This window comes from Microcoleus sp. K1-B1 (assembly GCF_036704705.1).
GTDB lineage: Bacteria > Cyanobacteriota > Cyanobacteriia > Cyanobacteriales > Microcoleaceae > Microcoleus.
Genome location: NZ_JAUBSH010000089.1, coordinates 1 through 26,847 on the forward strand (window position 1 = coordinate 1; position 26,847 = coordinate 26,847).

The 26,847-nt window shown below is 43.2% G+C and carries 10 protein-coding genes; 7 read left to right on the plus strand and 3 right to left on the minus strand.

Annotated elements, in window-relative coordinates:
• Positions 1 to 208: 208 nt before the first annotated feature.
• The 6 genes from QUA83_RS24260 (at position 209) to QUA83_RS24285 (ending at position 19,834) form a co-directional block, all read left to right on the plus strand.
• Positions 209 to 1,651: a cytochrome ubiquinol oxidase subunit I gene (locus QUA83_RS24260; RefSeq protein ID WP_333296425.1), complete on the plus strand. Its 1,443-nt coding sequence runs from the start codon at positions 209 to 211 to the stop codon at positions 1,649 to 1,651.
• Positions 1,652 to 1,659: 8 nt separating this feature from the next.
• Positions 1,660 to 2,673 carry a cytochrome d ubiquinol oxidase subunit II gene (cydB, locus tag QUA83_RS24265; protein WP_333296427.1) on the plus strand — a complete coding sequence of 338 codons (1,014 nt, stop codon included), beginning with the start codon at positions 1,660 to 1,662 and terminating at the stop codon, positions 2,671 to 2,673.
• Between the two features lie 493 nt (positions 2,674 to 3,166).
• Positions 3,167 to 8,548, plus strand: coding sequence for an AAA family ATPase (locus QUA83_RS24270; protein WP_333296429.1), 5,382 nt, complete (start codon positions 3,167 to 3,169; stop codon positions 8,546 to 8,548).
• Positions 8,549 to 8,721: 173 nt separating this feature from the next.
• Positions 8,722 to 14,076, plus strand: a complete 5,355-nt coding sequence (locus tag QUA83_RS24275; RefSeq protein ID WP_333296431.1) for an AAA family ATPase — start codon at positions 8,722 to 8,724, stop codon at positions 14,074 to 14,076.
• A gap of 90 nt (positions 14,077 to 14,166) precedes the next feature.
• A complete protein-coding gene (locus tag QUA83_RS24280) occupies positions 14,167 to 19,617 on the plus strand; it encodes an AAA family ATPase (RefSeq protein WP_333296434.1) in 5,451 nt (1,816 codons plus the stop codon).
• Between the two features lie 25 nt (positions 19,618 to 19,642).
• Positions 19,643 to 19,834, plus strand: coding sequence for an ATP-binding protein (locus tag QUA83_RS24285; RefSeq protein WP_333296435.1), 192 nt, complete (start codon positions 19,643 to 19,645; stop codon positions 19,832 to 19,834).
• A gap of 114 nt (positions 19,835 to 19,948) precedes the next feature.
• Here the strand turns inward: QUA83_RS24285 and QUA83_RS24290 are convergent, their stop codons facing one another.
• Together QUA83_RS24290 and QUA83_RS24295 are read right to left on the minus strand one after the other, a co-directional pair.
• Positions 19,949 to 22,171 (minus strand): PAS domain S-box protein, encoded by a 2,223-nt coding sequence (locus QUA83_RS24290; RefSeq protein ID WP_333296438.1) that lies wholly within the window; start codon positions 22,169 to 22,171, stop codon positions 19,949 to 19,951.
• A 412-nt stretch (positions 22,172 to 22,583) separates the two neighbouring features.
• Positions 22,584 to 24,062, minus strand: coding sequence for a leucyl aminopeptidase (locus tag QUA83_RS24295; RefSeq protein WP_333296440.1), 1,479 nt, complete (start codon positions 24,060 to 24,062; stop codon positions 22,584 to 22,586).
• Positions 24,063 to 24,399: 337 nt separating this feature from the next.
• On the opposite strand from QUA83_RS24295, the gene QUA83_RS24300 reads away from it, so the two are divergent.
• The gene (locus QUA83_RS24300; RefSeq protein WP_333296442.1) at positions 24,400 to 26,601 is read left to right on the plus strand and encodes a transglycosylase SLT domain-containing protein; all 2,202 of its coding nucleotides are present in this window, start codon (positions 24,400 to 24,402) and stop codon (positions 26,599 to 26,601) included.
• 10 nt (positions 26,602 to 26,611) lie between these two features.
• Here the strand turns inward: QUA83_RS24300 and QUA83_RS24305 are convergent.
• A partial coding sequence (locus QUA83_RS24305; protein ID WP_333296443.1) for a hypothetical protein occupies positions 26,612 to 26,847 on the minus strand: 236 nt, incomplete at its 5' end.

Sequence of the window (26,847 nt, forward strand, 5' to 3'; positions counted from 1 at the left end):
ATGCTTTATATTCTATCATGCTCTTCGTATTTGTGAACCTTCTTTTTTGCTGTTACCCCTATTTATTGAGCGGATACAGCAAATCTTAATTTTTAATAAAGATAAGTCGGTTCATTCTGCACTAAGTAAATTTCTGCGTTACCTTGTCAGTGTCCATTATGGAATTTGTGCAAGCTAACCTCTCTTGAACTGACCAAAGGATATAACGATGGATATCTTATCTAACACCGTGGCGCTATCACGGATGCAATTTGCGCTAACCGCCATATTCCATATGCTGTGGCCAGTTCTGACTACGGGAATGGGAATTTATCTGGTAATTGTTGAAGGAATGTGGCTGAAAACTCGCAATCCTGACTACTACCATCACGCTCGTTTTTGGTCTAAACTCTACGTCCTCAACTTCGGTATTGGAGTAGCTTCAGGAATTCCGATGGAATTTCAGTTTGGCACGAATTGGGCACCCTTTTCTGAAGCTGTTGGTGACTTTTTTGGCAGCATTTTAGGCTTTGAAGCTTCAATGGCATTTATGCTAGAAGCCGGCTTTTTAGGCATTATGCTGTTTGGTTGGGAGCGCGTTCACCCGATCGTCCATTATTTCGCTACAATCATGGTAGCCTTCGGCGCTAACCTATCCACAGTCTGGATTTTAGTCGCTAACTCTTGGCTGCAAACTCCTGCCGGCGGAGAAATGGTCAATGGCAAGTTTATTGTCAGCGATTACTTTCAAGCAATTATGAATCCGTTCGCATTAAACAGCATTCTCCATATGTTTTTTGCGACGTTAGAAACTTCGCTGTTTGTCATTGGGGGAATTAGCGCTTGGTACATTCTCAATAAGCGCAACCAAGCCTTTTTTTCCAAGTCTTTCAAAATTGCCATAGCGACAGCCATCGCCGTTGCACCTTTGCAGATATACATCGGACATTTGAGTGCAGAACAAGTTTATCACTATCAACCCACTAAATTAGCAGCAATCGAAGCTAAGTGGGAAACTTCAGCAGCGGGAGAGTCAGCCGATTGGACTTTGCTAGCTTTGCCTAATGAAAAAGCCCAAAAAAATGACTGGGAAATTAGCGTACCGAATGGCTTAGGCTACGTTCTGGAGTTCAAACAAAAACTCTCCGAACCCGTACTCGGATTGAAGGAATGGAAGCCAGAAGATAGACCCCGGATGGTGGGTTTAATCTATTATTGTTTCCGCATCATGTCCGGGATTGGATTCTTCTTTTTAGGACTGATGCTGTTCAGTATAATTCAGTGGATGCGAGGCAAACTTTCTGCTGAAAATATTAGCAGTCAACCTTGGTTGATGCGCGCTTGGGTATTAGCTGCTCCCCTGGGATATATTGCTGTAGAATCGGGTTGGATTGTCCGCTGTGTCGGCAGACAACCTTGGGCTTTATACGGGCAAATTCGCACTGCTGATGCGGTATCCAACATCCCCGCCAGCAATGTTTTAACTTCTCTGAGTTTCTTTGCAGTTATTTACAGCTTTTTGTTTGTTTGTGCCTTGTATTTTGGCAGCAGAATTATCCGCAAAGGCCCTAATTTAAGTCTGCCTGTGCCAGGTTTAGACAATGAACCTGCCATCGAAAGTGAACCCGCAGAACACATTCCCGATCAACGTCCCTTGGAAGCACAACAATAGGAGATTTTATGCAAGCTTTGGAGCATTTTCTCCCACAAGTTTGGTTTGTAGTTTTGGCTTTGTTTCTCCTGCTATATGTCATGCTAGACGGTTTTGACTTAGGAGTAGGCATCCTGTCTCTGACTGCTTCCGACGAGGAACGCCGGGGCATTTTAATGACAAGTTTGGGCAACGTTTGGGACGCGAACGAAACTTGGCTGGTGTTGATGGGAGGCGCTCTGTTTGGCGCATTTCCCCTCGCTTACGGCACGATTTTGACAGCGCTGTACATACCGATTTGCATGATGCTTTTTGGTTTGATATTTCGCGCTGTAGCCTTTGAATTTCGCGAGCATTCTAATCGCAAATTATTCTGGAATTATGCCTTTGGTGCTGGCAGTTTTTTAGCAGCTTTAGCTCAAGGATTTGCCCTCGGTGCGGTACTCGAAGGCATTGCGGTTGATGAAGCCGGTCACTTTGTGGGTACTACTTGGGATTGGCTGGATTGGCGATCGATCTTGGTTGCTTTGACGCTGATTCAAGGCTATGTTTTGATCGGATCAACCTATCTAATTATGAAAACGGAGGGCGAACTGCAAACAAATCACTATCGCACGGCTAAAATTGCGGCGGTGACGACTTTAATTGGAGCAGTTTTAATTACGATCGCCACTCCGATTTTTTACGAAAGCGCTAGAGCCAGGTTGTTCGAGAAACCGCTAGTTTATGTCTTTGCCACGATTCCTTTGCTGGGAGTGCTGTTGGTAGGACTGTTGCTGAAAAGTCTCGCCAGCAAAGAAGAACGCACGCCGTTTGTCTGGACGATCCTGATTTTTTTGCTTACTTTCATCGGCTTGGGATTGATTGTTTTTCCCTACATTATTCCCTCGCAAATCACGATTTACCAAGCCGCAGCTTCGCCCAGCGCCCTGGTATTTATGATTGTGTTTATGGGCGTTCTGCTCCCGATTATGATTTTTTACAACATCTACAATTATGTTGTATTTCGGGGTAAGGTTGTCGGCGGCCACTACGGGGAATAAAGCATAATACAACCGCAGATGCAGGCAAATATACGCAGATAGTATCAAGTTTATCTCCTGGTTTATCTGCGTATATTTGCGGTTAAAACTTACAAATTATTGTTTTCTGATACCATCACAACTTACGCAACCATACTATACATAACATAGCGCAAATAGTGCAGCATAGGGAAATGAACTGGTTGAGAATTAGCGATCGCACGTCATGCACTTTGAAATTTGAAATTTGATATTTGAGATTGCTCGCACGGATGAGTCCGGGACTTGCGATCGGGATGGGGAGCTTTTTTCAAAGATCCACGGATGAATCCAGCGGCTTGTGACCAACTTGCTTTTGGTCAAATAATAGTTGATAAACATTGAGAAAAAATTACAGTTAATTCTGTACGTAGCGAGGGTGCAGAGTTTGCGATCCCTATCTTTGTCAAATAATAAAATACAATGGAATGGAATGTTTTAATTTAACTGTTGTATAATATAGGGTCAACAAGTTATGGATGCGATCGCAAATTTGTCAGGTTATCAGATTACAGAGCAACTTTATGCAGGTACACGTACCCTAGTCTATCGAGGCATCCGTACCCGCGATCAATACCCAGTCGTCATCAAACTGCTGCGAAACGAATACCCCACCTTCAACGAGCTCGTCCAGTTTCGCAACCAATATACCATTGCCAAAAATCTCGACTTCCCTCACCTCGTCAAACCCCTGACGCTGGAAGTCTACCACAATAGCTATGCCCTAGTAATGGAGGACTTTGGCGGAGTCTCCCTATCTACTTATCTCAAAACAGCAACAAATCACACCCAACCATCTCAAACTTTACCTTTAGCAGAATTTCTCCAACTCGCCATACAACTAACAGATATTATTCACTATCTATACCAAAACCGAGTCATTCACAAAGATATTAAACCCGCTAATATTCTCATTAATCCAGACACCCAAGAAATTCAACTAATTGATTTTAGTATTGCATCGCTGCTACCACGAGAAACCCAAGAAATCCAGAACCCTAATATCTTAGAAGGAACATTAGCCTATCTCTCCCCCGAACAAACAGGACGGATGAATCGAGGCATTGACTATCGTAGTGACTTTTATTCCCTGGGTGTGACCTTTTATGAATTGTTAACAGGAAAATTGCCATTCATCTCTGATGACCCGATGAAATTGGTACATTGTCATCTCGCCAAACAGTCGATACAGATCCATAAAATAAATCCAGAAATCCCCATAATTTTATCGAATATTGTCAGTAAGCTGATGGCAAAAAATGCCGAAAAACGCTATCAAAGTGCATTAGGACTCAAGCAGGATTTAGAGATTTGTTTGGTTCAGTTACAAAAAACAGCCAATATAGAAGATTTTGAACTCGGAAAGCGAGATATTAGCGATCGCTTTACTATCCCCGAAAAGCTCTACGGTAGAGAAAAAGAGGTTGCTCAACTATTAGCTGCCTTTGAGCGAGTCAGCACAGGTAGCACCGAAATGATGCTAGTAGCAGGTTTTTCTGGAATAGGGAAAACCGCCGTTGTTAATGAAGTTCATAAACCAATTGTCCGTCAGCGCGGTTATTTTATCAAAGGCAAATACGATCAATTTCAACGCAACATTCCCTTCAGTGCCTTTGTGCAAGCCTTCCGCGACTTAATGGGTCAATTGCTATCAGAATCGGATACCCAACTGCAAACATGGAAAACCAAGATTTTAGCAGCCGTGGGAGACAACGGACAAGTCTTGATTGACGTGATTCCTGAGTTAGAACGTATAATTGGTGCTCAACTTCCTGCAACAGAATTGTCAGGAAGTGCCGCCCAAAATCGCTTTAATCTGCTAATGCAGAAATTTGTGCAAGTTTTCACTAGCAAAGAACATCCTTTAGTGATGTTTTTGGATGACTTGCAATGGGCGGATTCAGCTTCCCTGAATTTGCTACAGTTATTGATGATGGATACAGGGTATTTATTAGTATTGGGAGCATATCGAGATAATGAAGTTTCGCCAGTGCATCCATTTATCTTAACAGTCGATGAGATAGTTAAAACTGGGGCAACAGTGAATACGGTTACTTTGCAACCGTTAAGCGAACCGGATATGAATTTGTTGGTAGCAGATACGCTGAATAGCGAATCATCTCTTGCCCAACCTTTAACAACATTAGTCTATCAAAAAACTCAGGGAAATCCTTTCTTTGCCACTCAGTTTCTCAAAGCACTACATGACGAGCAGCTAATTAGCTTTAACTGGGATATTCGGCATTGGCAGTGTGATATTGCCCAAGTCAAAGCCTTAGCAATCACTGATGATGTCGTTGAATTCATGGCATTGCAATTGCAGAAGTTGCCGCCAGCAACTCAGGATGTTCTCAAATTAGCTGCTTGTATAGGATCGCAGTTTGATTTGAATACGTTAGTAATTGTCAGTGAGCAATCTGCTGGAGTGACGGCTACCGCTTTATGGAAAGCATTACAGGAAGGTTTGGTAATTCCTAGGAGCAAAATCTATAAGTTTTTTACAGAATTGGAGAGTGATGAAGTTCTCAAGGCTTCAGCTAATCCAACTTATCGATTTTTACACGATCGCGTCCAGCAAGCCGCATATTCGCTAATTCCCGATTCACATAAAAAAGCAACTCATATCAAAATCGGACAATTACTTCAGCAAAATTCCTCAGAAATAGAGCAAGAGGAAAAACTGTTTGATATTGTCGGGCATTTGAATTTAGGAATTGAGTTAATTATTCAACCGAGCGAACGAGAAGCCTTAGCTAAACTGAACTTAGAAGCCGGTTGTAAAGCCAGAAATTCTACCGCCTACACAGCAGCTAGAGTTTATCTGCAAACAGGCATTAATCTACTAACAGCCAACTGCTGGCAAAGGCAGTATGAATTAACCCTAAAACTCTATGTTTCTGCCGCTGAAGTCGCCTATTTGAATGCTGACTTTGATGGCATGGAACAGATTGCAGCACAAGTTTTAGAGAATGCACAGACAATCTTAGACAAAATCAAAATTTACGAAATTCAAATCGCTGCCCAGACAGCACAAAGCAAGTCACTAGAAGCCATTGCAGTAGCAAGAGATGCACTCTGGCAATTAGGGATTGAACTACCCACTACACCTGATGAAGCCTTGATTAGCCAAGCGCTACAAGCTGTGGCTAGCCAACTCCAAGGTAGACGGATTGAAGACCTAGCTAATCTGCCGATGATAACTGATGCCAAGGCTCAGGCTGCCATGCCACTGTTAGGAACGTTATATTCTCCCATCTTTCTGGGAATGCCCGGTTTGCTGCCCCTACTTAGCTGCAAGATGGTGAGTTTATCATTCTCCTTTGGGAATGCGCCAGCATCGACGGTGGGGTATGGCATTCACGGACTGGTGTTGTGTGCCTTTTTGGGAGAGGTGGAAACGGGGTATGCCTTTGGTAAATTGGCACTCTTATTGCTTGATAGGTTCAATGTCCGGGAATTCAAGTCCATGATTCAGAATCTATTTGGAGCCTTTATTCAGCATCGCAAAGAAGCAATGAGGGCAGTGATCCTGACGACGAAAGATAGCTATACGGCTGGCATGGAAACTGGCGATTTTCTAAGCGCTGGCTACAGCATGGTCACTTACAGCTATATGAACTTTTTCAGTGGAGTAGAACTGAGCAATTTGGAATCAGAAATAGCAAGTTACAGCGCCGCCTTGGCTCAGGTAAAGCAATATTCGGCTCAGATTTATGTAGATATGGTGCGGCAGACGGTGAATAACTTAAAGGAAGTCGAGATTCTGTCGGATTGCTTAATCGGCCTGGCCTACGATGAAACAGTGATGATGCCCAAGCATAATCAGGATTATGAATTCACTGCCATCGCCGAGGTTTATATCTACAAACTGTTGCTTGCTTACTGCTTTGGTAACTACAAAGAGGCGAGCAATTACGTTAGCCAAGCCCAGCCCTATTTGATAGCAGTACCAGGATGTATTTTTATTCCCATTTTCCATTTCTATGCAGCCCTGACACACCTAGCACTTTTCCCCACACAACCAGAAATTGAGCAAGCTGAAACTCTTACTCAGATCGAAACCCATCAAACGACTCTGCACGAGTGGGCGCAAAATGCTCCCATGAATCATCTGCATAAGTGGTATTTAGTTGAAGCAGAAAGGCAGCGGGTTTTGGGTTATAAGGCAGATGCACTGGAAATGTACGATCGCGCGATCTCCCTCGCTAAAGAAAATCTCTTCCTCAACGAAGAAGCCCTCGCCAACGAACTGGCAGCCAAATTCTACTTAGAATGGGGCAAAGAAAAAGTAGCTCAAGCCTACATGATTGAAGCATATTATTGTTATGCCCGATGGGGAGCTAAAGCTAAAATTGACGATTTGGAAAAACGTTATCCTCGTCTACTCGGTATTATTCTTCAGCAAGCTCAAGCCTTTAATTCCTTAAAGGAAACGATCGCCCGCGGCACAATTACTTATAATACCAACTCTTCTAGCAGCAACTCTGAATTTCTCGATTTGCCTACTCTGATCAAAGCCTCTCAAGCCATTTCTGGGGAGATTGAACTAGATAAACTCCTGACTACTCTCCTAAAAATAGCGATCGCGAATGCTGGCGCCACTAAGTGTGTCTTATTGCTCAAACAAAAAGAGTATTTACAGGTAGCGGCTCTTGTAGCAGAGGGACAGGAACCTGAGCTATTACCATCAATACCTCTAGAATCAAGTCAGGATGTAGCAATTAGTTTGGTTAACACTGTCAAGCGTAGTTTGAAACCTTTGGTAATAGCTGATGCTAGGGTGAGTTCCCAGATTGCGAGCGATCGCTATATTGAACAGCACCAGCCGATCAGTGTTCTTTGTATGCCCATTCTTAATCAAGGGCAGTTGATAGGAGTTTTATACCTGGAAAATAACCTGACGGTTGGGGCATTTACGAGCGATCGCATTGAAGTGCTAAATTTGCTGGCTTCTCAAGCTGCTATTTCCTTAGAAAATGCCCGTTTGTATCAAGAATCTCAACAAGCATTTACCGATCTCAAACAAGCACAAATAAAAATAGTTCAAAGCGAAAAGATGTCAGCTTTGGGCAACTTAGTAGCTGGGGTGGCTCACGAAATTAATAATCCCGTTGGTTTTCTGGTGGGTAATATTCAACCCGCCTTAGATTATATCAAAGATTTGTTTGGATTGCTCGATTTGTATGAACAAAAATATCCGCAACTCGATCCAGAGATTCAAGAAGAAATCGAGAACATCGATCTGGAATACATCCGGGAAGATTTACCGAAATTAGTAGATTCGATGCGGGAAGGCGTAAAGCGGATTCGGGATATTAGTACAAGTCTACGAACCTTCTCCCGTGCGGATACTAACTATCCCGTAGCTTGTAATATCCACGATGGCATCGATAGCACCATTATGATCCTGAAACATCGCCTTAAGGCTAACGATACTCGTCCAGAAATCAAAGTGATTAGGGAATATGGGAATTTGCCCCCAGTGGAGTGTTATGCCGGACAGTTGAATCAAGTATTTATGAATTTGTTAGGTAATGCGATCGATGCTTTGGATGAATCAAATCAAGGACAACCTTATGCAGAAATTGTCAATGAAATCACCATTAAAACCGACATTAATCGGGACAAAAAACAAGCGATAATTTGCATTAAAGATAACGGTGTGGGCATGAGTGAAGCCGTGCGAGAGAAGATTTTTGATGAGTTATTTACTACCAAGGAAGTAGGGAAAGGGACGGGGTTGGGACTGCCGATCGCACGGCAAATTGTAGTTGAGAAACACGGCGGTACAATAGAAGTAAATTCTGTATTGAGAGAAGGGACGGAGTTTACAATTTTATTGCCGATGAAAGGATAAGACTATCTTGATAGAGCGCCATCTTTCTCTTCAAAATTGAAAAAGAATAAAAGCGGTAGAGTCTGTCTGCTGGGGATTTCGTAGTTCTATTTTCCTCAGACTCGACCAATAAAAGTGTATACTTAGTGACAAGAGTCAATGTCTAACATGGAGTAATCCAGGGGAGTACCGCAGTGGATTTGACAAACCGAATTTCAGGATATCATCTGGGTGAGCAATTATACTGCGGTTCGAGAACCCTAGTTTATCGAGCCATCCGAGAAACAGATCGGCTTCCAGTTGTCATTAAACTATTAAATCGAGACTATCCCAGCTTCAGCGAACTGCTGCAATTCCGCAACCAGTATACCATCGCCAAAAATCTACCTCTGCCGGGAGTCGTTAAACCCTACAATTTAGAGTCCTATCACCACAGCTATGCCCTAGTAATGGAGGATTTTGGCGGCATTTCTCTGCGAGAATATGCCCAAGAACGCAAGCTGACTCTAGCAGAAATATTGGCAATTGCCATTCAAATAACTGACATTCTCCAGGGACTCTATCGGCATCGAGTCATCCACAAAGATATTAAGCCAGCTAACGTCCTCATACATCCCGAAACCAAACAAGTCAAACTGATTGACTTTAGCATCGCTTCCCTACTGCCGAGAGAAACTCAAGAAATTCAAAATCCCAACGTTTTAGAAGGAACCCTCGCCTATATTTCTCCCGAACAAACCGGACGAATGAACCGAGGCATTGACTACCGCACCGACTTTTATTCTCTGGGAGCCACATTTTACGAATTGCTGACAGGAAAACTGCCATTTGAATGTGACGATCCGATGGAGTTGGTTCACTGCCATATTGCCAAACAACCTCCTGCAATAAACAGCAAAGAAATCCCGCAGGTGATTTCGGATATTGTCATGAAACTGATGGCAAAAAATGCCGAAAAACGCTATCAAAGTGCCTTGGGATTGAAACATGACTTAGAACGGTGTTTGCAGCAGTGCCAAGAAACTGGAAAGATTGAAACTTTTGAGTTACGAACGCGGGATATATGCGAGCGCTTCCTAATTCCTGAAAAGCTTTATGGTCGAGAAACAGAAGTACAAACCCTGTTGAATGCCTTCGATCGCGTGGCAAATGGCACATCCGAATTAATGCTGGTCGCTGGGTTCTCCGGGATTGGAAAAACGGCTGTAGTAAACGAGGTGCATAAACCCATTGTCCGGCAGCGCGGCTATTTCATCAAAGGCAAATTCGACCAGTTCAACCGCAACATTCCCTTCTCGGCATTTGTCCAGGCATTCCGCGATTTTATGGCACAATTACTGAGTGAAAGTGATGCCAAAATCCAAGAATGGAAAACTCAAATTCTCGAAGCACTCGGTGACAACGGACAAGTCATTATTGAAGTCATTCCCGAACTAGAACGGATTATTGGCTCACAACCCCCAGCCCCTGAATTATCCGGGATTGCTGCTCAAAATCTCTTTAATTTGCTCTTCCACAAATTCATTGCTGTCTTCACCACAAAAGAGCATCCATTGGTGATATTTTTGGATGACTTACAATGGGCGGATTCGGCATCGCTGAAGTTAATGCAATTGCTCGTCAATGAGTCGCAATTGGGTTATCTGTTGCTGCTGGGAGCCTATCGGGACAATGAAGTATCAACAACCCATCCGCTGATGTTGACCTTAGATGAAGTGAGGAAGGCAGGAACAACCCTCAACACCATAACATTAGCACCGCTTGACCAAATCAGTTTGAATCAATTGGTAGCCGATACGCTAGTTTGCGCTCCTAACTTGGCACAACCGCTGACAGAATTGGTAGCTCGAAAAACTGAAGGCAACCCATTTTTTGCCACGCAGTTTCTTAAAGTGTTGTATCAGGATGAATTGATTAGTTTTGATCTTAAAGAAGGACATTGGCAGTGCGATATTAGTAAAATCAGAGAGGCAGCACTGACCGATAATGTAGTGGAATTCATGGCGCAGCAGTTGCAGAAATTGCCCAGAGAAACTCAGTCAGCTTTAAAATTAGCCGCTTGCATTGGCAACCAGTTTGACTTAGCAACATTGGCAATTGTTTCAGAGAGTTCTGAGACGGAAAGCGCAACCGCATTATGGAAAGCTTTACAAGAAGGTTTAGTTTTGCCCCAAAGTGAAGTTTATAAGTTTTATGTAGGAATAGAACAGACTATTTCTCAACCGATTTCTCAAACCGTTGCCTATCGCTTCTTGCACGATCGCGTCCAGCAGGCCGCTTATTCTCTCATTCCTGATGACAAAAAGCAAGCCACTCATCTCCAAATTGGACAGTTGTTACTACAAAATTCCTCAGACATAGAGCAGGATGAAAAAATATTTGAGATTGTCAGACACTTAAATCAGGGTAAAGATTTAATCGCTCAACCAAGCAATCGCCAAGAATTAGCCGAATTAAACCTAGTGACAGGGCGGAAAGCCAAAACTTCTAACGCTTATGCGGCCGCAACGGTCTATTTACAAACGGCGATGGGGTTACTGACAACAGACTGTTGGCAAAATCAGTATGACTTGACCTTAAATATTTACATCGCTACGGCAGAAGCTGAATATTTAAACCTTAACTTTGAGGAATCTTTAAAGTTAGCTGAATTGGCGCTGACAGCAGTCAAGAGTTTACTCGAAAAAGTGAGAATTTATGAATTACAAATGCAAATTCATATTGCTCAGCAAATAGAAATGCTTGCGGCAGTAGAGATTGGGTTAGAAGTGTTAGAAAAACTCTCAATCTCTTTACTAACAATTGACTTGGAAAAGGATTTAATAATTGATTTACCAAATCTTGACGATTTAGATAATTTGCCACTTATGACAGATCCATATAAGCTGGCAGCCATGCAAATTTTAAGAACACTCTGTACTCCTGTATTTGTAGCAAGGCCAGAGATTTTTCCGCAATTAATCATCACCATGATTAATTTGTGTCTTAAATATGGAGATTCAGCACTATCATCTTTTGCCTATGGTTTTTACGGTTTATTATTAGTAGGATTAGGTCAATTAGATCGAGGTTATCATGCAGGTTTAATTGCCTTAAACTTATTAGATAAGTTCAACGCTAAAGAGCTAAAAGCCCAAGTTTATAACTTGTTTAATGGCAATATTCGCACTTGGAAAGAACCAGCAAAAAATAGTGTGGAACCTTTGCGAGAAGGACTACAAGCAGGGCTAGAAGTAGGTGATTTTGAATGGGGTGGATATTGTGCTGCAAATTTGTGTAGTTACTTATTTTTTACGGAAGATAACTTAGAATCAGCCATCCAGCAACAAGAATTTTATGGTGATTTTTGTATTAACTTTAAACAAGAAAGTTCTACGCATTTCTCGCAAGTATGGCGACAATTAGGTTTGAATTTACAGGGTCAAGCCGCAGATCCCCTATTATTGATCGGTAAAAGCTTTGATGAAGAGAAAACTTTGCCCCGAATTATTGCTGCTAAATCGGGAATAGTTTTATTTATGTTTTATCTGGCTAAAACTATTCTAGGTTACTTGTTGGGCGATAGTAGCCAAGCCTTAAAAAATGTGAGTCTAGCACAGGAGCAATCCGGCTCGGCTTTTGGTTTTATGCAAGTCATAATTCTGAATTTTTACCATTCGCTAACATTGTTAAATCGCTATACTGAAGTCACGGTAGATGAACAAAGAAGCTACTTGGAACAAGTCAATGTTAATCAGGAAAAAATGAAATTTTGGGCAGAAAATACACCAGAAATAAATCGGTATAGATATGAATTAATTGAAGCGGAAAAGGCTAGGGTATTAGGGATTAATTGGCAAGCATTAGAGTTATACGATCGCGCCATCCAACTAGCCAAAGAAAACAAATATCTCCAAGAAGAAGCGATCGCCCACGAATTAGCTGCCAAGTTCTACCTTGACTCGGGCAAAGAAAAAGTCGCCGCCAGCTATATGCAGGAGGCGTATTACTGTTATGCCCGTTGGGGAGCTAAAGCCAAAATAGAAGACCTAGAACAACGCTATCCCCAATTACTTCAACCTATCCTGAATCAGCCCAAACTTAGCTTTAATCCCTTAGAGACGCTGGGAACGATTAGCCACTCTTCGCAGACTTCCAGTAACAGCAGCACGAGTATTTCCGATGCCCTTGATTTCGCATCAATTGTGCAAGCGGCTCAAGCTTTATCCAGTAAAATTCAGATTGATGAATTGCTCAGCACTCTCAATCAAATTATTTTGAAAACTTCAGGGGCAGAAACTTGTGCTTTGCTACTCCCCCATCAGGATGAATGGCAAATCCGGGCAATAACTCACATCCATCCAGATAACGAGTTACCCACAACCTTACTGCAAACCCAGCCTATAGATGGCTCGGTGGTGATTCCACTCAAGCTGGTTTATTATGTCAAACACACCCTGGAAACTGTGGTTATTGAAGGTGGCAAGACCGATATTCCGGGTTTAATGAATGACTGTACGCTCCAGTATCACTCTCAGAGTATGCTATGTACTCCGATTCTCGATCGCGGGAACTTAGTTGCGATACTTTATCTCGAACATCGATCGACAAAAGGAGTGTTTACTCGCGATCGTCTCCTCATCCTCAACTTCCTCTGCACTCAGGCTGCCATTTCCTTAGAAAATGCGCGATTGTATCAGCAAGCGCAGGACTATGCCCACCAGGTGGAACAATCACAACTGCAATTAGTGCAGAGCGAAAAAATGTCGGCGTTGGGGAATTTAGTGGCCGGGGTTGCCCATGAAATTAATAATCCAGTCGGATTTATTTCTGGTAATATTCATGAAGCGATCGCCGCCGTCAAAGATATTACAGAATACTTACAACTCTATAAAGAAAAATTTCCCAGTCCGGGTGAGGAGATTGAAGAAAAAGCTGAAGAGAGCGATATCGAATATCTCTTAGAAGATTTACCCAAAATGTTGAAATCGATGCAAATCGGGTGCGATCGCATTCAAGGTATCAGCACCAGTCTTCGTACCTTCTCTCGCGCCGACAAAGATTACAAAGTTCCTTTCAATATTCATGACGGAATTAACAGTACGATTTTGATTCTCAAACACAGATTGAAAGCGAACGAACAGCGTCCAGCGATTGAAGTTGTGAAAGAGTACGGGAACTTGCCCTCAGTTGATTGCTTCCCCGGACAATTAAATCAGGTGTTTATGAATATCTTAGCCAATGCCATTGATGCACTGGAAGAATCTAATCTGGAACCGAGTTTAGAGAAGATTAAAGCCCCAGCTCATTGCATCACGATTCGGACAGAAATAAAGTCTAAGGAGTGGGTGACGATTCGCATTTCTGACAACGGGCCAGGGATATCAGATGAGATAAAAGCGAATATTTTTGATCACTTATTTACAACTAAAGGTGTCGGTAAAGGCACAGGGTTGGGTTTGGCGATCGCACGGCAGATTGTAGTTGAGAAACACGGCGGTACAATCGAGGTAAATTCTGTATTGGGAGAAGGGACGGAGTTTGCGATCTCATTGCCTACAAACGGATGAAGTTAATTATGCGATCGCCGCCTTTAACCCTTACAAATAGAGGGGTCACTTAATTTTTAACAGTCAATATTTGAGATGAGGAGATCCAAAATGAATGCAGGTATAGATTTAACCACACCAATTGCCGGATACCGTCTAATCGAGCAACTTTACACAGGTTCTAAAACCCTGGTTTATCGAGCCCTTCGAGAAATTGATCGGCTTCCAGTTGTCATTAAACTATTAAATAGAGACTATCCCCGTTTCAGCGAACTGCTGCAATTCCGCAACCAGTATACCATCGCCAAAAATCTACGTCTGCCGGGAGTAGTTGAACCTTACAGTCTGGAATCCTACCGTAACAGCTATGCCCTAGTGATGGAGGATTTTGGCGGCATTTCTCTACGGCAATACACCCAAGATCTATGCCAAAGACGGCTCGGTGAAACACCTAGGCGGACTTTAGCAGAAATATTGGAAATTGCCATTCAAATAACTGACATCCTTGACGGACTGTACCGAAACCGAGTCATCCACAAAGATATTAAGCCAGCTAATGTCCTCATACATCCGGAAACTAAACAAGTCAAACTAATTGACTTTAGCATCGCTTCCCTACTGCCGAAAGAAACTCAAGAAATTCAAAATCCCAACGTTTTAGAAGGAACCCTCGCCTATATTTCTCCCGAACAAACTGGACGAATGAACCGAGGCATAGACTACCGCACCGACTTTTATTCTTTGGGAGCAACATTTTACGAACTGCTGACAGGAAAACTGCCATTTGAATGTGAAGATCCGATGGAGTTGGTTCACTGCCATATTGCCAAACAACCTCCTTCAATAAACAGCCAAGAAATCCCGCAGGTGGTTTCGGATCTGGTGATGAAGCTAATGGCAAAAAATGCCGAAAAGCGCTATCAAAGTGCCTTGGGATTGAAGCAGGACTTAGAACGGTGTTTGCAGCAGTACCAAGAGACTGGAAAAATTGAAACTTTTGAGTTAGGAACGCGGGATGTATGCGATCGCTTCCTCATCCCCGACAAACTCTATGGACGAGAAAACGAAGTAAAAACGCTCATACAAGCCTTTGAAAGAGTCAGCGAAGGTGGAACAGAAATGATGCTCGTTGCGGGTTTTTCAGGAATTGGAAAAACCGCAGTGGTCAACGAAGTTCATAAACCCATTGTGCGGGAACGAGGTTATTTTATTAAAGGGAAATATGACCAATTTCAGCGCAACATTCCCTTTAGCGCCTTTGTGCAAGCATTCCGCGATTTAATGGGGCAATTGCTATCCGAATCAGATGGGAAATTAGAAACATGGAAAAGCCAGATATTAACCGCATTAGGAGACAACGGACAAGTCTTAATTGACGTAATTCCTGAGTTAGAAAATATTATCGGTAAACAGCGAGCCGCCCTTGAATTATCAGGAACAGCCGCCCAAAATCGATTTAATCTCCTGTTTCAAAAATTTGTGCAAGTCTTTACCAGTAAAGAACATCCGTTAGTCATGTTTTTAGATGACTTGCAATGGGCAGATTCCGCATCACTGAACTTGCTTAAATTATTGATGCAAGATGCTGGGTATTTATTAATATTAGGTGCTTATCGAGATAATGAAGTCTCCCCCGTACATCCATTCATTTTAACAGTCGATGAAATCGTGAAAACTGGGGCAACGGTGAATACAATTACTTTACCACCGTTAAGGGAACCTGATATGAATCAGTTAGTGGCAGATACACTGAATTGTGAATCATCCCTAGCCGAGCCTTTAACAAAATTGATCTATCAAAAAACTCAAGGTAATCCTTTTTTTGCGACCCAGTTTCTCAAAGCATTACATGATGACAAGTTAATTAGCTTTGATTGCGAGATTCAATATTGGCAATGCGATATTGCCCAAGTGAAGGCCTTAGCAATTACGGATAATGTGGTTGAATTCATGGCATTGCAATTACAGAAATTGCCCAGACAAACTCAGGATAGTCTCAAACTAGCGGCTTGTATTGGGGCGCAGTTTGATTTGAATACCTTAGCAATTGTCAGTGAGAAATCAGCCGACAGTAGCGCCACAACTTTATGGAAAGCCTTGCAAGAAGGTTTGGTAATTCCTACTACCGAAATTTATAAGTTCTATACCCAATCTGATAGTGAAGAAGTTTTCAATGATTCCGCCAATCCGACTTATCGATTTTTACACGATCGCGTCCAACAAGCGGCTTATTCATTGATTCCTGACGAGCAAAAACAGCAGACCCATTACCATATTGGGCAACTACTCCAACAAAATTTATCAGAAATAGAAAAAGAGGAAAAGCTGTTTGATATTGTCGGGCATTTGAATTTAGGAATTGATTTCATGACTCAAGCTGAGGAACGGGAAGCCTTAGCCAGATTAAACTTAGCAGCCGGACAGAAAGCCAGAAATTCTACAGCCTATGCAGGCGCCAGAAGTTTTGTGAAAATAGGGCTGGAGTTACTCACAGAAAACTGTTGGCAAACTCAGTATGAATTAACCCTGAATCTTTATGTGGCTGCGACTGAAATTGCCTACTTAAATGCGGATTTTAATGGCATGGAAGAAATGGCCGCCCAGGTTTTGCGCTCGGCCAAAACAATACTAGATAAAGTCAAGATATTTGAGATTCAAATCAACGCACTGACAACTCAGAGTCAGATGTTAGAAGCGATCGCGATCGGCACTAATGCCCTAGCACAATTGGGGATTGAACTCCCCTATGAAACTGACGAAGCCTTGACACGCATTGCATTACAAAACCTTGCCAACCAACTGGAGGGCAAACAGATTGAGGAACTGGTTAACCTTCCCGTGATGAGCGATCCTCGGACAATCGCGGCGATGCAATTGTTAGGCATCTTGTTTCCGGCTATTTTTATGGGAAATCCTGCTTTGCAGCCTCTGCTTTGTGCCACAATGGTCAGCCTATCACTTCAATTTGGCAATGCACCCGCATCAACAATCGGGTATGTGGGTTATGGCATTGTGCTGTCTGGTTCTTTTTTAGAAGTAGAAAAAGGTTATCGCTTTGGGCGAGTAGCACTCAGCTTACTCAATCAGTTGAATTGGCCAGAATTTAAATGTATCACTTTACTTTGGTTTGGCTGTTTTATTCAGCATCGTCAAGAACCACTGAGGGCAGCAATCCCAACGGCGAAAGAAGGCTATTTAGTCGGAATGGAAACAGGTGATTTTCTCAATGCTGGCTACTGCGTCAGTAGTTATTTATATAATAATTTTTTTTCGGGAGTAGAGCTTGATGATTGGCACGCAGAAATAGAAAATTACTGTGTTGTCTTAGCGACTGTGAAGCAATATTCTCCTCTGGTTTACGTGAAGATGGCACAACAGGCGGTGCATAACTTGAGGGAAATTGTCAATCAACCGGATTTGTTAATCGGTCAGGCTTATGATGAAACTGTGATGTTTCCTCAGCACAGTCAGAATAGTGAGCTTACTGCACTCGCTCTTGCCTATAACTACAAATTAATGCTTGCCTATCTCTTTGGCAACTACACCAACGCCCTAGACTACATTGCCCAAGCAAGCCTCTATTTGAGGGTAGCGGCAGCAATGATTCATACTCCCGTTTTCCATTTCTATGCCGGGTTAACCTACTTGGCACTCTGCTCTACGCAGTCAGAAATTGAGCAAGCGAACACTCTCGCTTTGGCAGAAACCCATCAAACTACTCTGGCTCAATGGGCGCACGATGCACCGATGAATTACCAACATAAAGTTGACTTAATAGAGGCAGAAAAATGCCGGGTTTTAGGCAAGAAGTATGAAGCTGGAGATTGGTACGATCGCGCCATTTCAGAAGCCAAAGAAAATGGTTATATCCAAGAAGAAGGTTTAGCAAACGAACTAGCTGCCAAATTCTACTTAGATTGGGGGAAAGAAAAAGTTGCACAATCTTACATGATTGAGGCGTATTACTGTTATTCCCGTTGGGGTGCAAAGGCTAAAGTAGCTTATTTAGAACAACACTATCCACAACTACTGAAAGCTATTGTCCAACCTGCTAAGTTGGCCATCACATCTGGGACAACCATCAACCCAACCTGGATGGGAAGCCTAACTAGCGTCAGTAGTAGCGAGAATTTATGGTTAGATTTTCCAGCAGTAATGATGGCGGCACAAGCCATTTCACAAGAAATTGAATTAGAAAAAATGTTAGCCACTTTGATGCAGATTACGCTGGCGAATGGGGGAGCACAAATCGGTTGTTTAGTGCTTCTCCAAGACCGACAATGGTTAGTCGTCGCTCAAGCCTCAGAAAAGCAGACAAAAATATTAGAAATTCCTCTGGAACAATATCAGGAAATTCCTCAGAGTTTGATTTATGCGGTGGCACGAACTCAAGCGACGGCTGTTTTTGACAACTTAAGTACAGCCGACCAATTTGCAGGAGATCGCTATATTATCGCTCATCAACCTAAATCAGTTTTATGTACTCCCATTATTCGGCAAGGAAAACTCGTCGGTATGGTGTACTTAGAAAATAACTTAACAGTGGGAGCATTTACTAATGAGCGAGTAGAAATTCTCCAGATGCTCGCAGCTCAAGCGGCGAACTCTATTGATAATGCTCGTTTATATAAACAAATAGAGAAATATTCCCAAAGCTTAGAAGCAGAAGTAGCGCAAAAAACCGAAGATTTAAGGCAAAAAGCTTTTGATTTAGAGCAAGCATTTAAAAACTTACAACAAACCCAAGCACAATTAATTCAGAGCGAAAAAATGTCATCTCTGGGTCAACTGGTAGCTGGGATTGCTCACGAAATCAACAATCCAGTAACATTTATTCGTAGTAATGTTGCACATATAGAGGATTATGTCAAAGATTTGCTTATTTTAGTTGATATTTATCAACAAGAGTATCCTCAACCTAGTAAAGCAATTCAATCGAAAATAGAAGAAATGGATTTAGAATTTATATGGAAAGATTTAATTAAGATTATGCAATCTATGAAAGCAGGGAGCGATCGCATTAGCAAAATCATCCTGAGTTTGCGTAACTTTTCCCGCTTAGATGAAGCCGACATGAAAGCAGTCGATTTACATACCGGAATTGAAAGCACTTTGCTAATTTTACAAAATCGCTTAAGACTGAGCGATGGCAAATCAGAAATACAAGTTATTAAAGAGTATGGAAATCTGCCCCATGTCATTTGTTATGCTAGTGAGATCAATCAAGTATTTCTGAGTATTATCAGTAACGCTGTTGATGCTCTTCAATCAATTAATCAAACAGAAAAAAGTCCTGTAATCACGATTCAGACTGAAGTCATTGAAAAAGACAGGGTGAGAATTAAAATCACTGATAATGGTGCTGGTATTCCGGCGAATATTCAATCCCGAATATTCGATCCATTTTTTACCACTAAACCAGTTGGTAGCGGTACAGGTTTGGGTTTATCTGTTAGCTATGGTATTGTCAAAAAACATGGGGGTAAATTAACCTGTAATTCTAGAGTAGGATATGGTACAGAGTTAGCGATCGAGATTCCCATCAGCTATATTAGAGCCTAAAGAAGCTTCTTTCTGCTACGCCTGTTTGCAGGTCAAACAAAAGATATGCGATTATTTATTTACAACTAAAGGTGTGGGAAAAGGCACGGGTTTAGGATTGGCGATCGCACGGCAGATTGTAGTTGAGAAACACGGCGGTATGCTAGAGGTCAGCTCAACTTTAGGTCGCGGTACACAATTTACAATTTTACTGCCATGTCGATCGTTACCTTGGTAATTTATTGCCAATTTTTGGATTTTTCTTGAAACTTGAAAGTTTTTACACCCCACTTTACAATTTATAGTGACCGAATAACTTCTTCCCCAGTGTTGATACTTCCGTCACACTAATTCATAAAGGAATCTCGATCGCAAATTCCGTACCTTCTCCTACAGTGGAACGGCAGCTCAAGGCTCCGGCGTGTTTTTCCGCGACAATTCGGTAACTGATGGCTAACCCTAAACCAGTACCTTTTCCCATCGGTTTTGTCGTGAAAAACGGGTCAAATAATCTGCTCCGCACGTCTTCTGTCATGCCGATCGCATTATCGGAAATGCGGATGCAAATACTATTTTCGTTCAGGGCTTCTGTGCGAATGCTAATAGTTGGTTTCCAATCGTCGCCGCCGGCTGCCGCTCGCCTTTTTTGGTTGCAAGCATCTTCCAATGCGTCAATACTGTTGCTAAGCAGGTTCATAAATACCTGATTTAGCTGACCTGCATAACATTCAATTAAAGGGATTTTACCATAATCTTTGATTACTTGAATTTCGGGATAGTCGCCTCTGGCGCGCAGTTTGTTGTGTAAAATTAGGAGCGTGTTGTCTATGCCTTCATGAACGTTGGTAGGCTTTTTTACCGAGTCGTCTAAACGCGAGAAATTTCGCAAGCTCAGAACTATTTCACGAATGCGATCGGCTCCCATTTTCATTGAAGATAATATTTTTAGTAAATCTTCTCTCAGAAATTCTAAATCGATATTGTCAATACATTCTTGAACTTCTACCACGGGCTGAGGATAGTGTTTTTGGTAAAGTTCCACAAGCTGCAACAAGTCTCGGATATATTGGCTGGCGTAGGAAATATTGCCGTAGATAAAACTGACAGGGTTATTAATTTCGTGAGCTACTCCAGCTACCATTTGACCGAGACTTGACATTTTTTCAGTATGAATTAGGTGAGCTTGAGTTTCTCGGAGTTCTTTGAGAGCGATTTCTAGCTGCTGGGCTCTGTTGTTGGCGATCGCCTCGGAGAGCCGCAAAGCATCCTCCGCTGCTTTGCGCTCTGTTATGTCAAAAATGGCGCCGTTGAGGGATAAAACTTTACCGTCTGCATTGAAAAGGGGTTGACCTTTCTCTGCAACCCACCGCACATTTCCGTCGCAGTGAATTAGGCGATATTCGATGATGTAAGGTTGTTTTGTCTTAATAGCTTGAGCGATAATTGTCTCGATATGCTCAACGTCATCGGGATGAACTATACTCGGAAAAGCCTGCACCGGTTTTTGCATAAAGTTAGCGGCAGGATAGCCGGAAATAGCTTCTATGCCACTGCTGATAAAAGTTAGGCTCGATCGCCCAGCAGCACTGCACCGATAAACCGCACCGGGAATGTTAGAAACTAATGACCTAAATTCTTCTTCTCTTTCTCGCAAAGCTGCCTCAATCCGCTTACGTTCGCTAATGTCGCGAGCAAACGCGCACTGATATTCTTTGCCGTTAAATTCCAAATGGTTGATCGTGATTTCTACGGGAAAAATGCGACCGTACTTAGTGAGGTGGTGAACTTCAATATTAACCGAACCGCAGCGTTTTAAGACTTTCCAGTGCAAACTCCAAGCAGTTTGGGGAAAATCTGGATTGATGTCGTGCACTGTCATCGAGAGCAATTCAGCGGTAGAATATCCCAATGAAGAGCAAGCAGCGTCATTGACGTACAAAAATTTACCATCGGGCCCGATCCAGAATATCGCATCTGCCGATCGGTCGATCGCAAATTGAGTCAGTTGCAACTTTTCCTCAACCCGGTGGCGATCGGCAATTTCTTTTTCTAACTGTTCGTTAAGCGAATTGAGAGCTAAAGCGCGATCGACAATAGTATCTGAAGGGTAAAAATTGAGCGCTTGTTTTGCCAATTCTCCTTTCTGGATATCATGCTGGTGCTGATTGTCTTCTACCTGTTTTAACGACTGTTGTTGAAATTTTTCTTTTTGATTGAAACCAGACTCGGCAAGTGCTTTCGGCATGAGGGCGAGGGCGGTTGCGGCTAAAAGCCAAGAAATCAAAGCACTTGCAGCTTTGAGAGTTACCGACAGCCAATATATGGAATGCCAAAGCGTCCAAACTTCCGTCAATTTAGCAGCGCCCCAGGCAAAAAAAACAACGGCAAACACCCGGAAAATCTTGCGGTGAGAACCTTGGCGGGTAAAATAAACTAAAGAGAGGGCGATCGAGCAATAAGCCAGTGCCGTCAGCGAGTCAAAAACAGCGTACAATCGCAACTCCGGCACCACGTTGCAGGCGAGTGTAGAAGATACAGCAAGTGTGGAAAAAAAAATTGTTAATTGTTCTTGCATAAAGTTCAAGAAAAAAATTATCTGTACCAATGCAAATCAGATCAAATCTAATTATTTGATTTCGGCTAGTGAAATATTTACATAATTATATACTTTTTTCATTTTTTATGAAACAGCCATTTTTTCAGGAAATGTCAAAACTATCGAGGTTGGGCCCTGGGAACCAAGCTTTGCCCAAGCATGAGCAATAGTGAGCCTCACGGCTAGCAACGCTTACCTTGCTCCCTGTGACGGAATACATAGGTTCGCGTACTGATTGCTTCAGAAACATTTAAATTGTTAATGATCGCTATTAAATTTTCTTTTAGATTACTTAAGCAGTGAGCCAGGGGTTTTTAACCCCTGGCTCACAGATGGACTAGCAGACTTTTAAGGGAGAGAAAATCTCAAATTTTCCCCTGGAAATCCACAATTAAGCGCCGCCCAGGGCCCAATGCACCAAAGTCCGAACTCCAAAACCGGTAGCCCCAGGGCCATTGTAGCCATTTTCTTTGTCAGTCCAAACCGGGCCGGCAATATCTAAATGCGCCCATGCAGTATCCTTTACAAACTGCTTCAAAAATAGCGCCGCCGTAATCGAACCGCCGGGACGTGGGCCAGTATTTTTCATGTCGGCGTGCAATGCTTTCAAGCCCTCAAAATATTTTTCTTCCATCGGCATTCGCCAAAATTTTTCGCCTGCCAATTCTGAGGCGGCGACTATTTCGGCGGCGACGCTATCTTGAGGACTCCACAAACCAGCGATATCGTCGCCCAAAGCAATTACGCAGGCCCCGGTTAGAGTTGCTAAATCGACAATTGCGTCAACTCCCAATTTATCAGCAAATACCAAAGCATCAGCCAAGGTTAAACGACCTTCAGCGTCGGTATTGTTGACTTCAATTGTTTTGCCGTTGGAAGCTGTAAGAATGTCTCCTGGGCGCATGGCGCGACCGCTGATCATGTTTTCAGTGACGGCGCTGATAAAGTGAACTTCCACATCTGGTTTGATGTGTCCGATCGCCTTTGCCGCACCCAAAGTAGCCGCAGCGCCGCCCATATCTATTTTCATCATTTCAATGCCGCTGCCCGCACCTTTGATGTTCAAACCACCAGAATCAAAGGTCAATCCTTTGCCGACTATTGCTATTTTGCGGCGCGGTGTGCCTTCTGGTTTGTAAGTTAAATGGATGAATTTAGGTGGTAAATCAGATGCTAGGGCAACGCCGAGAAAGGCTCCCATGCCGAGTTTTTCGCAGTCTTCCCGCTCCAATATTTCTAATTCTAAACCGCATTCGGCAGCTAGACTTTGAGCAGTTTCTGCCATTGTAATCGGAGTGACAAAATTTGCCGGCGCTGCGACTAATTCCCGTGCTAAAATGACTCCGGCAGTGATTTGGCGGGCGCGGGCGATCGCACTTTCGGTACCAGCAAAACCGAGCAAATGAATTTGTTCGAGTTGCGGGCTTTTATCTTCCTGTTCCGATTTGAAACGGGTGTCTTGATTCAGGGAGAGTTCTACACCTTCGGCGATGGCGCTTGCTGTAGAATCCGGCGCGTTTTTCCACACCGGAAAGCTAATTCCGAGGGTTTTGCATTTCTCTTTTTTGGCTAACTTGGCGCAAGCGCCCGCAGCTTGGCGCACGGTGTCTAACTTTAAGTCCTCTGTTTTGCCCAAACCCACGATCGCAATTTTGCGAATGGGATTATTGCCGCCGACGCGGGTGATGGCGCTCGTACCCACTTTGCCCTTAAAATCTACTTCCAGTAGCAGCTCTTTCAAAGTGCCTGCAAGCTTTTCATCTAATTGTGCCAGCTCGCCGGTGAGTTCCAAGCCGTCCTCAAATAGACCAATTGCCAGGGCGTCTCCGGTCCAAACAGAGCGGGGCGTATCGGTGACTAGAAATTCCATGTTTTGATTTACACTTTAGATTTTAGATTTTTGATTGTACTTTGCAGTGGGTGGTTTGTGGTTTTTCGTTGGTGCGGGTAAATAGATCGATCGCACAAATTTTCCGCTCCACATCAAAATAAATTCTGCTACTATATCAGCCAAGTCCGCCTGCGATCGGATCTTCCACCAATCTCAATCATCTGTTTGGGGGTCGGCTGTCCGTTTTTGCCCCACTATTAACATTTATTTCTCGTTGAACAGGCATCCTGCCTGTGATGGCGTGGAACACCCATCCTGCCTGTGATGGCTCTTGACAAACGATCGGTTATCTATTGTTATTCTCTTAAATTTTCCCATGCTAAAACGACGCCGGGCCCGATTTTCTGTTTTAATCAGCGTTTCAGTTTGCGTTATTGCGATCGGCTCTTTGGTTGCTGCGATGAAATGGATGGGTTTTGGCTCGGTCCAGAAGGCTCAACAGCCCGTGAATGCAGCGAATTCCGAATCGCAAGTCAAGATGCTGGTATCGCTGTCACCGAGCGAGCGATCGGCGAAATTAGTTGAACTCGCAGCTACTGAGTCTGCAAGTACAAACCCGCAGCAGGAAATCTCCCCTCAAAGCCGTGCCCGCTACCTGCTTGCCAGCGATTTAATCCAGCAAGGAAATGCGGCCAAAGCATTAAAGTTATTGGACAAATTAGAGCAAGAATATCCGGTTTTAGCTGCTCACATTGCCCTAAAAAGGGCGCAAGCTTACCAATTGAGCGGCGACAAAGGCAAAACTCAAAAAGCTTGGGAGGAACTGCTCAAAAACTATCCGAGCGACCCGGTAGCAGCGGAAGCTTTATATGTTTTAGGCAAGTCAAAACCGGAATATTGGCAACAAGCAATTACTGAATTTCCTGGTCATCCCCGCAGCGTAGAAATTGCCCTCCGCAAGTTAAAAGAAAATCCCAATCAGCCGAAGTTGATGCTGCTCGTAGCAAAACACGGTCATTATGTCAAAGATTACGGGACTATTTTGGAACAACTGGTGCAGCGAAACAGCGCCGGTTTGAAACCGGAAGATTGGGAAGAAATTGCCTTTGGCTATTGGGAAAAACAAAATTACGGCAAAGGAGCTATTGCTTACGGGAAAGCTCCCCGCAACGCCAAAAATCTTTACCGCAAAGCTCGCGGTTTGTGGCTCGACGGAAAAATCCCGGAATCGAGAATTGCCTATCAAGAATTAGTGCGCGAGTTTCCCGATGCCGAAGATACTGGTTTGGGTTTAATTCGGCTGTCGCGGCTGAGCGAACCGAAAGAAGCGATCGTTTTGCTCGATCGAGTTATTAGCAAATTCCCCAATTATGCCCCCGAAGCTTTGTTAGATAAATCCCAAATTCTTGACAAAGCACGCAGTGGTCAATCCGCCTCAGATACCCGGAAGTTGCTATTGACAAAATACAATAATTCTGATAAAGCAGGCGAATTGCGGTGGACGATCGCCCAACAGTTTGCCAAAGGCGGAGATTTAAAATCAGCTTGGCAGTGGGCGAGAGAATTAACCACCCACAATCCCGACAGCGAAAAAGCTCCAGAAGCAGCATTTTGGGTCGGGAAATGGGCACAGCAACTCGGCCGCCAACAAGACGCCAAGACTGCGTTTGACTACACGATCTTACGCTATCCAGAATCATATTTTGCGTGGCGATCGGCTGTACTTCTCGGCTGGCCCGTCGGCGACTTTACCACAGTCCGAGATTTGTCTCCCAATGTAGCGCGGCCGCCTCAGCGCCCCGAACCAACTGCGGGTTCTCCTGCGTTGAAAGAACTCTATCAATTAGGTCAAGATAGAGATGCTTGGACGCTGTGGCAAGTAGAATTTATCGATCGCGTAGAACCAAGTATTGCCGAACAGTTTACCGACGGTTTAATGCGAGTAGCAGTCGGAGATAATTTAGACGGTTTGTGGATGGTTGGTAGTTTGCGACAGCGCGATAAACCCGATGATAGAACCCAATACCTCGAACTCAGACAGCAACCGATTTATTGGCAAGCACTTTATCCTTTTCCTTACTTAGAAACCATTGTCAAATGGTCGCAAAATCGCAAAATAAATCCAGTATTAGTAACAGCATTAATCCGGCAAGAATCGCGATTTATGCCCGCTATTAAATCATCAGTTGGCGCCACCGGTTTAATGCAAGTAATGCCGGAAACAGGAGCTTGGGTTGCTCAACAAATCAGCCTCAAAAAGTATTCATTGGAGAATGTGGACGACAACGTTAAACTCGGTACGTGGTATTTGGATCACACTCACGACGAGTACAAGAATAACTCGATGTTAGCTGTGGCGAGTTATAATGCCGGGCCAAATGCAGTATCAGATTGGTTGAAGAGGTTTAATTTTAGTGACCCGGATGCTTTTGCGGAAAAGATTCCGTTTCCTGAAACGAAAGGATACGTGAAATCGGTGTTTGAGAATTACTGGAATTATCTGCGGATTTACAATCCAGAAGTTAATCAGTTAATGAGTGAGCATTATGCGGCTGCTCAGAAAAAAGCAAAGCCTTAGTAAATTTGGTTTAAGCTAAGCTTTCAGGAACGGGTTCTCCGGCCCGTTCCACAAACACATTTATTTTGTGTACTGATTTTGTGGGGCTTCTAGCCCGCCCTAAAAAGATGACAATGGCATCAGGAACAGGCAAGATGCCTGTTCCACCATCAAATTTTTTTGTATATTTAGAGAACACCACAGAACAATTGATCCTATAATAAGAGAAAGATAGTTTCATTGTCCCACCACCCTTATGCGTCCAAA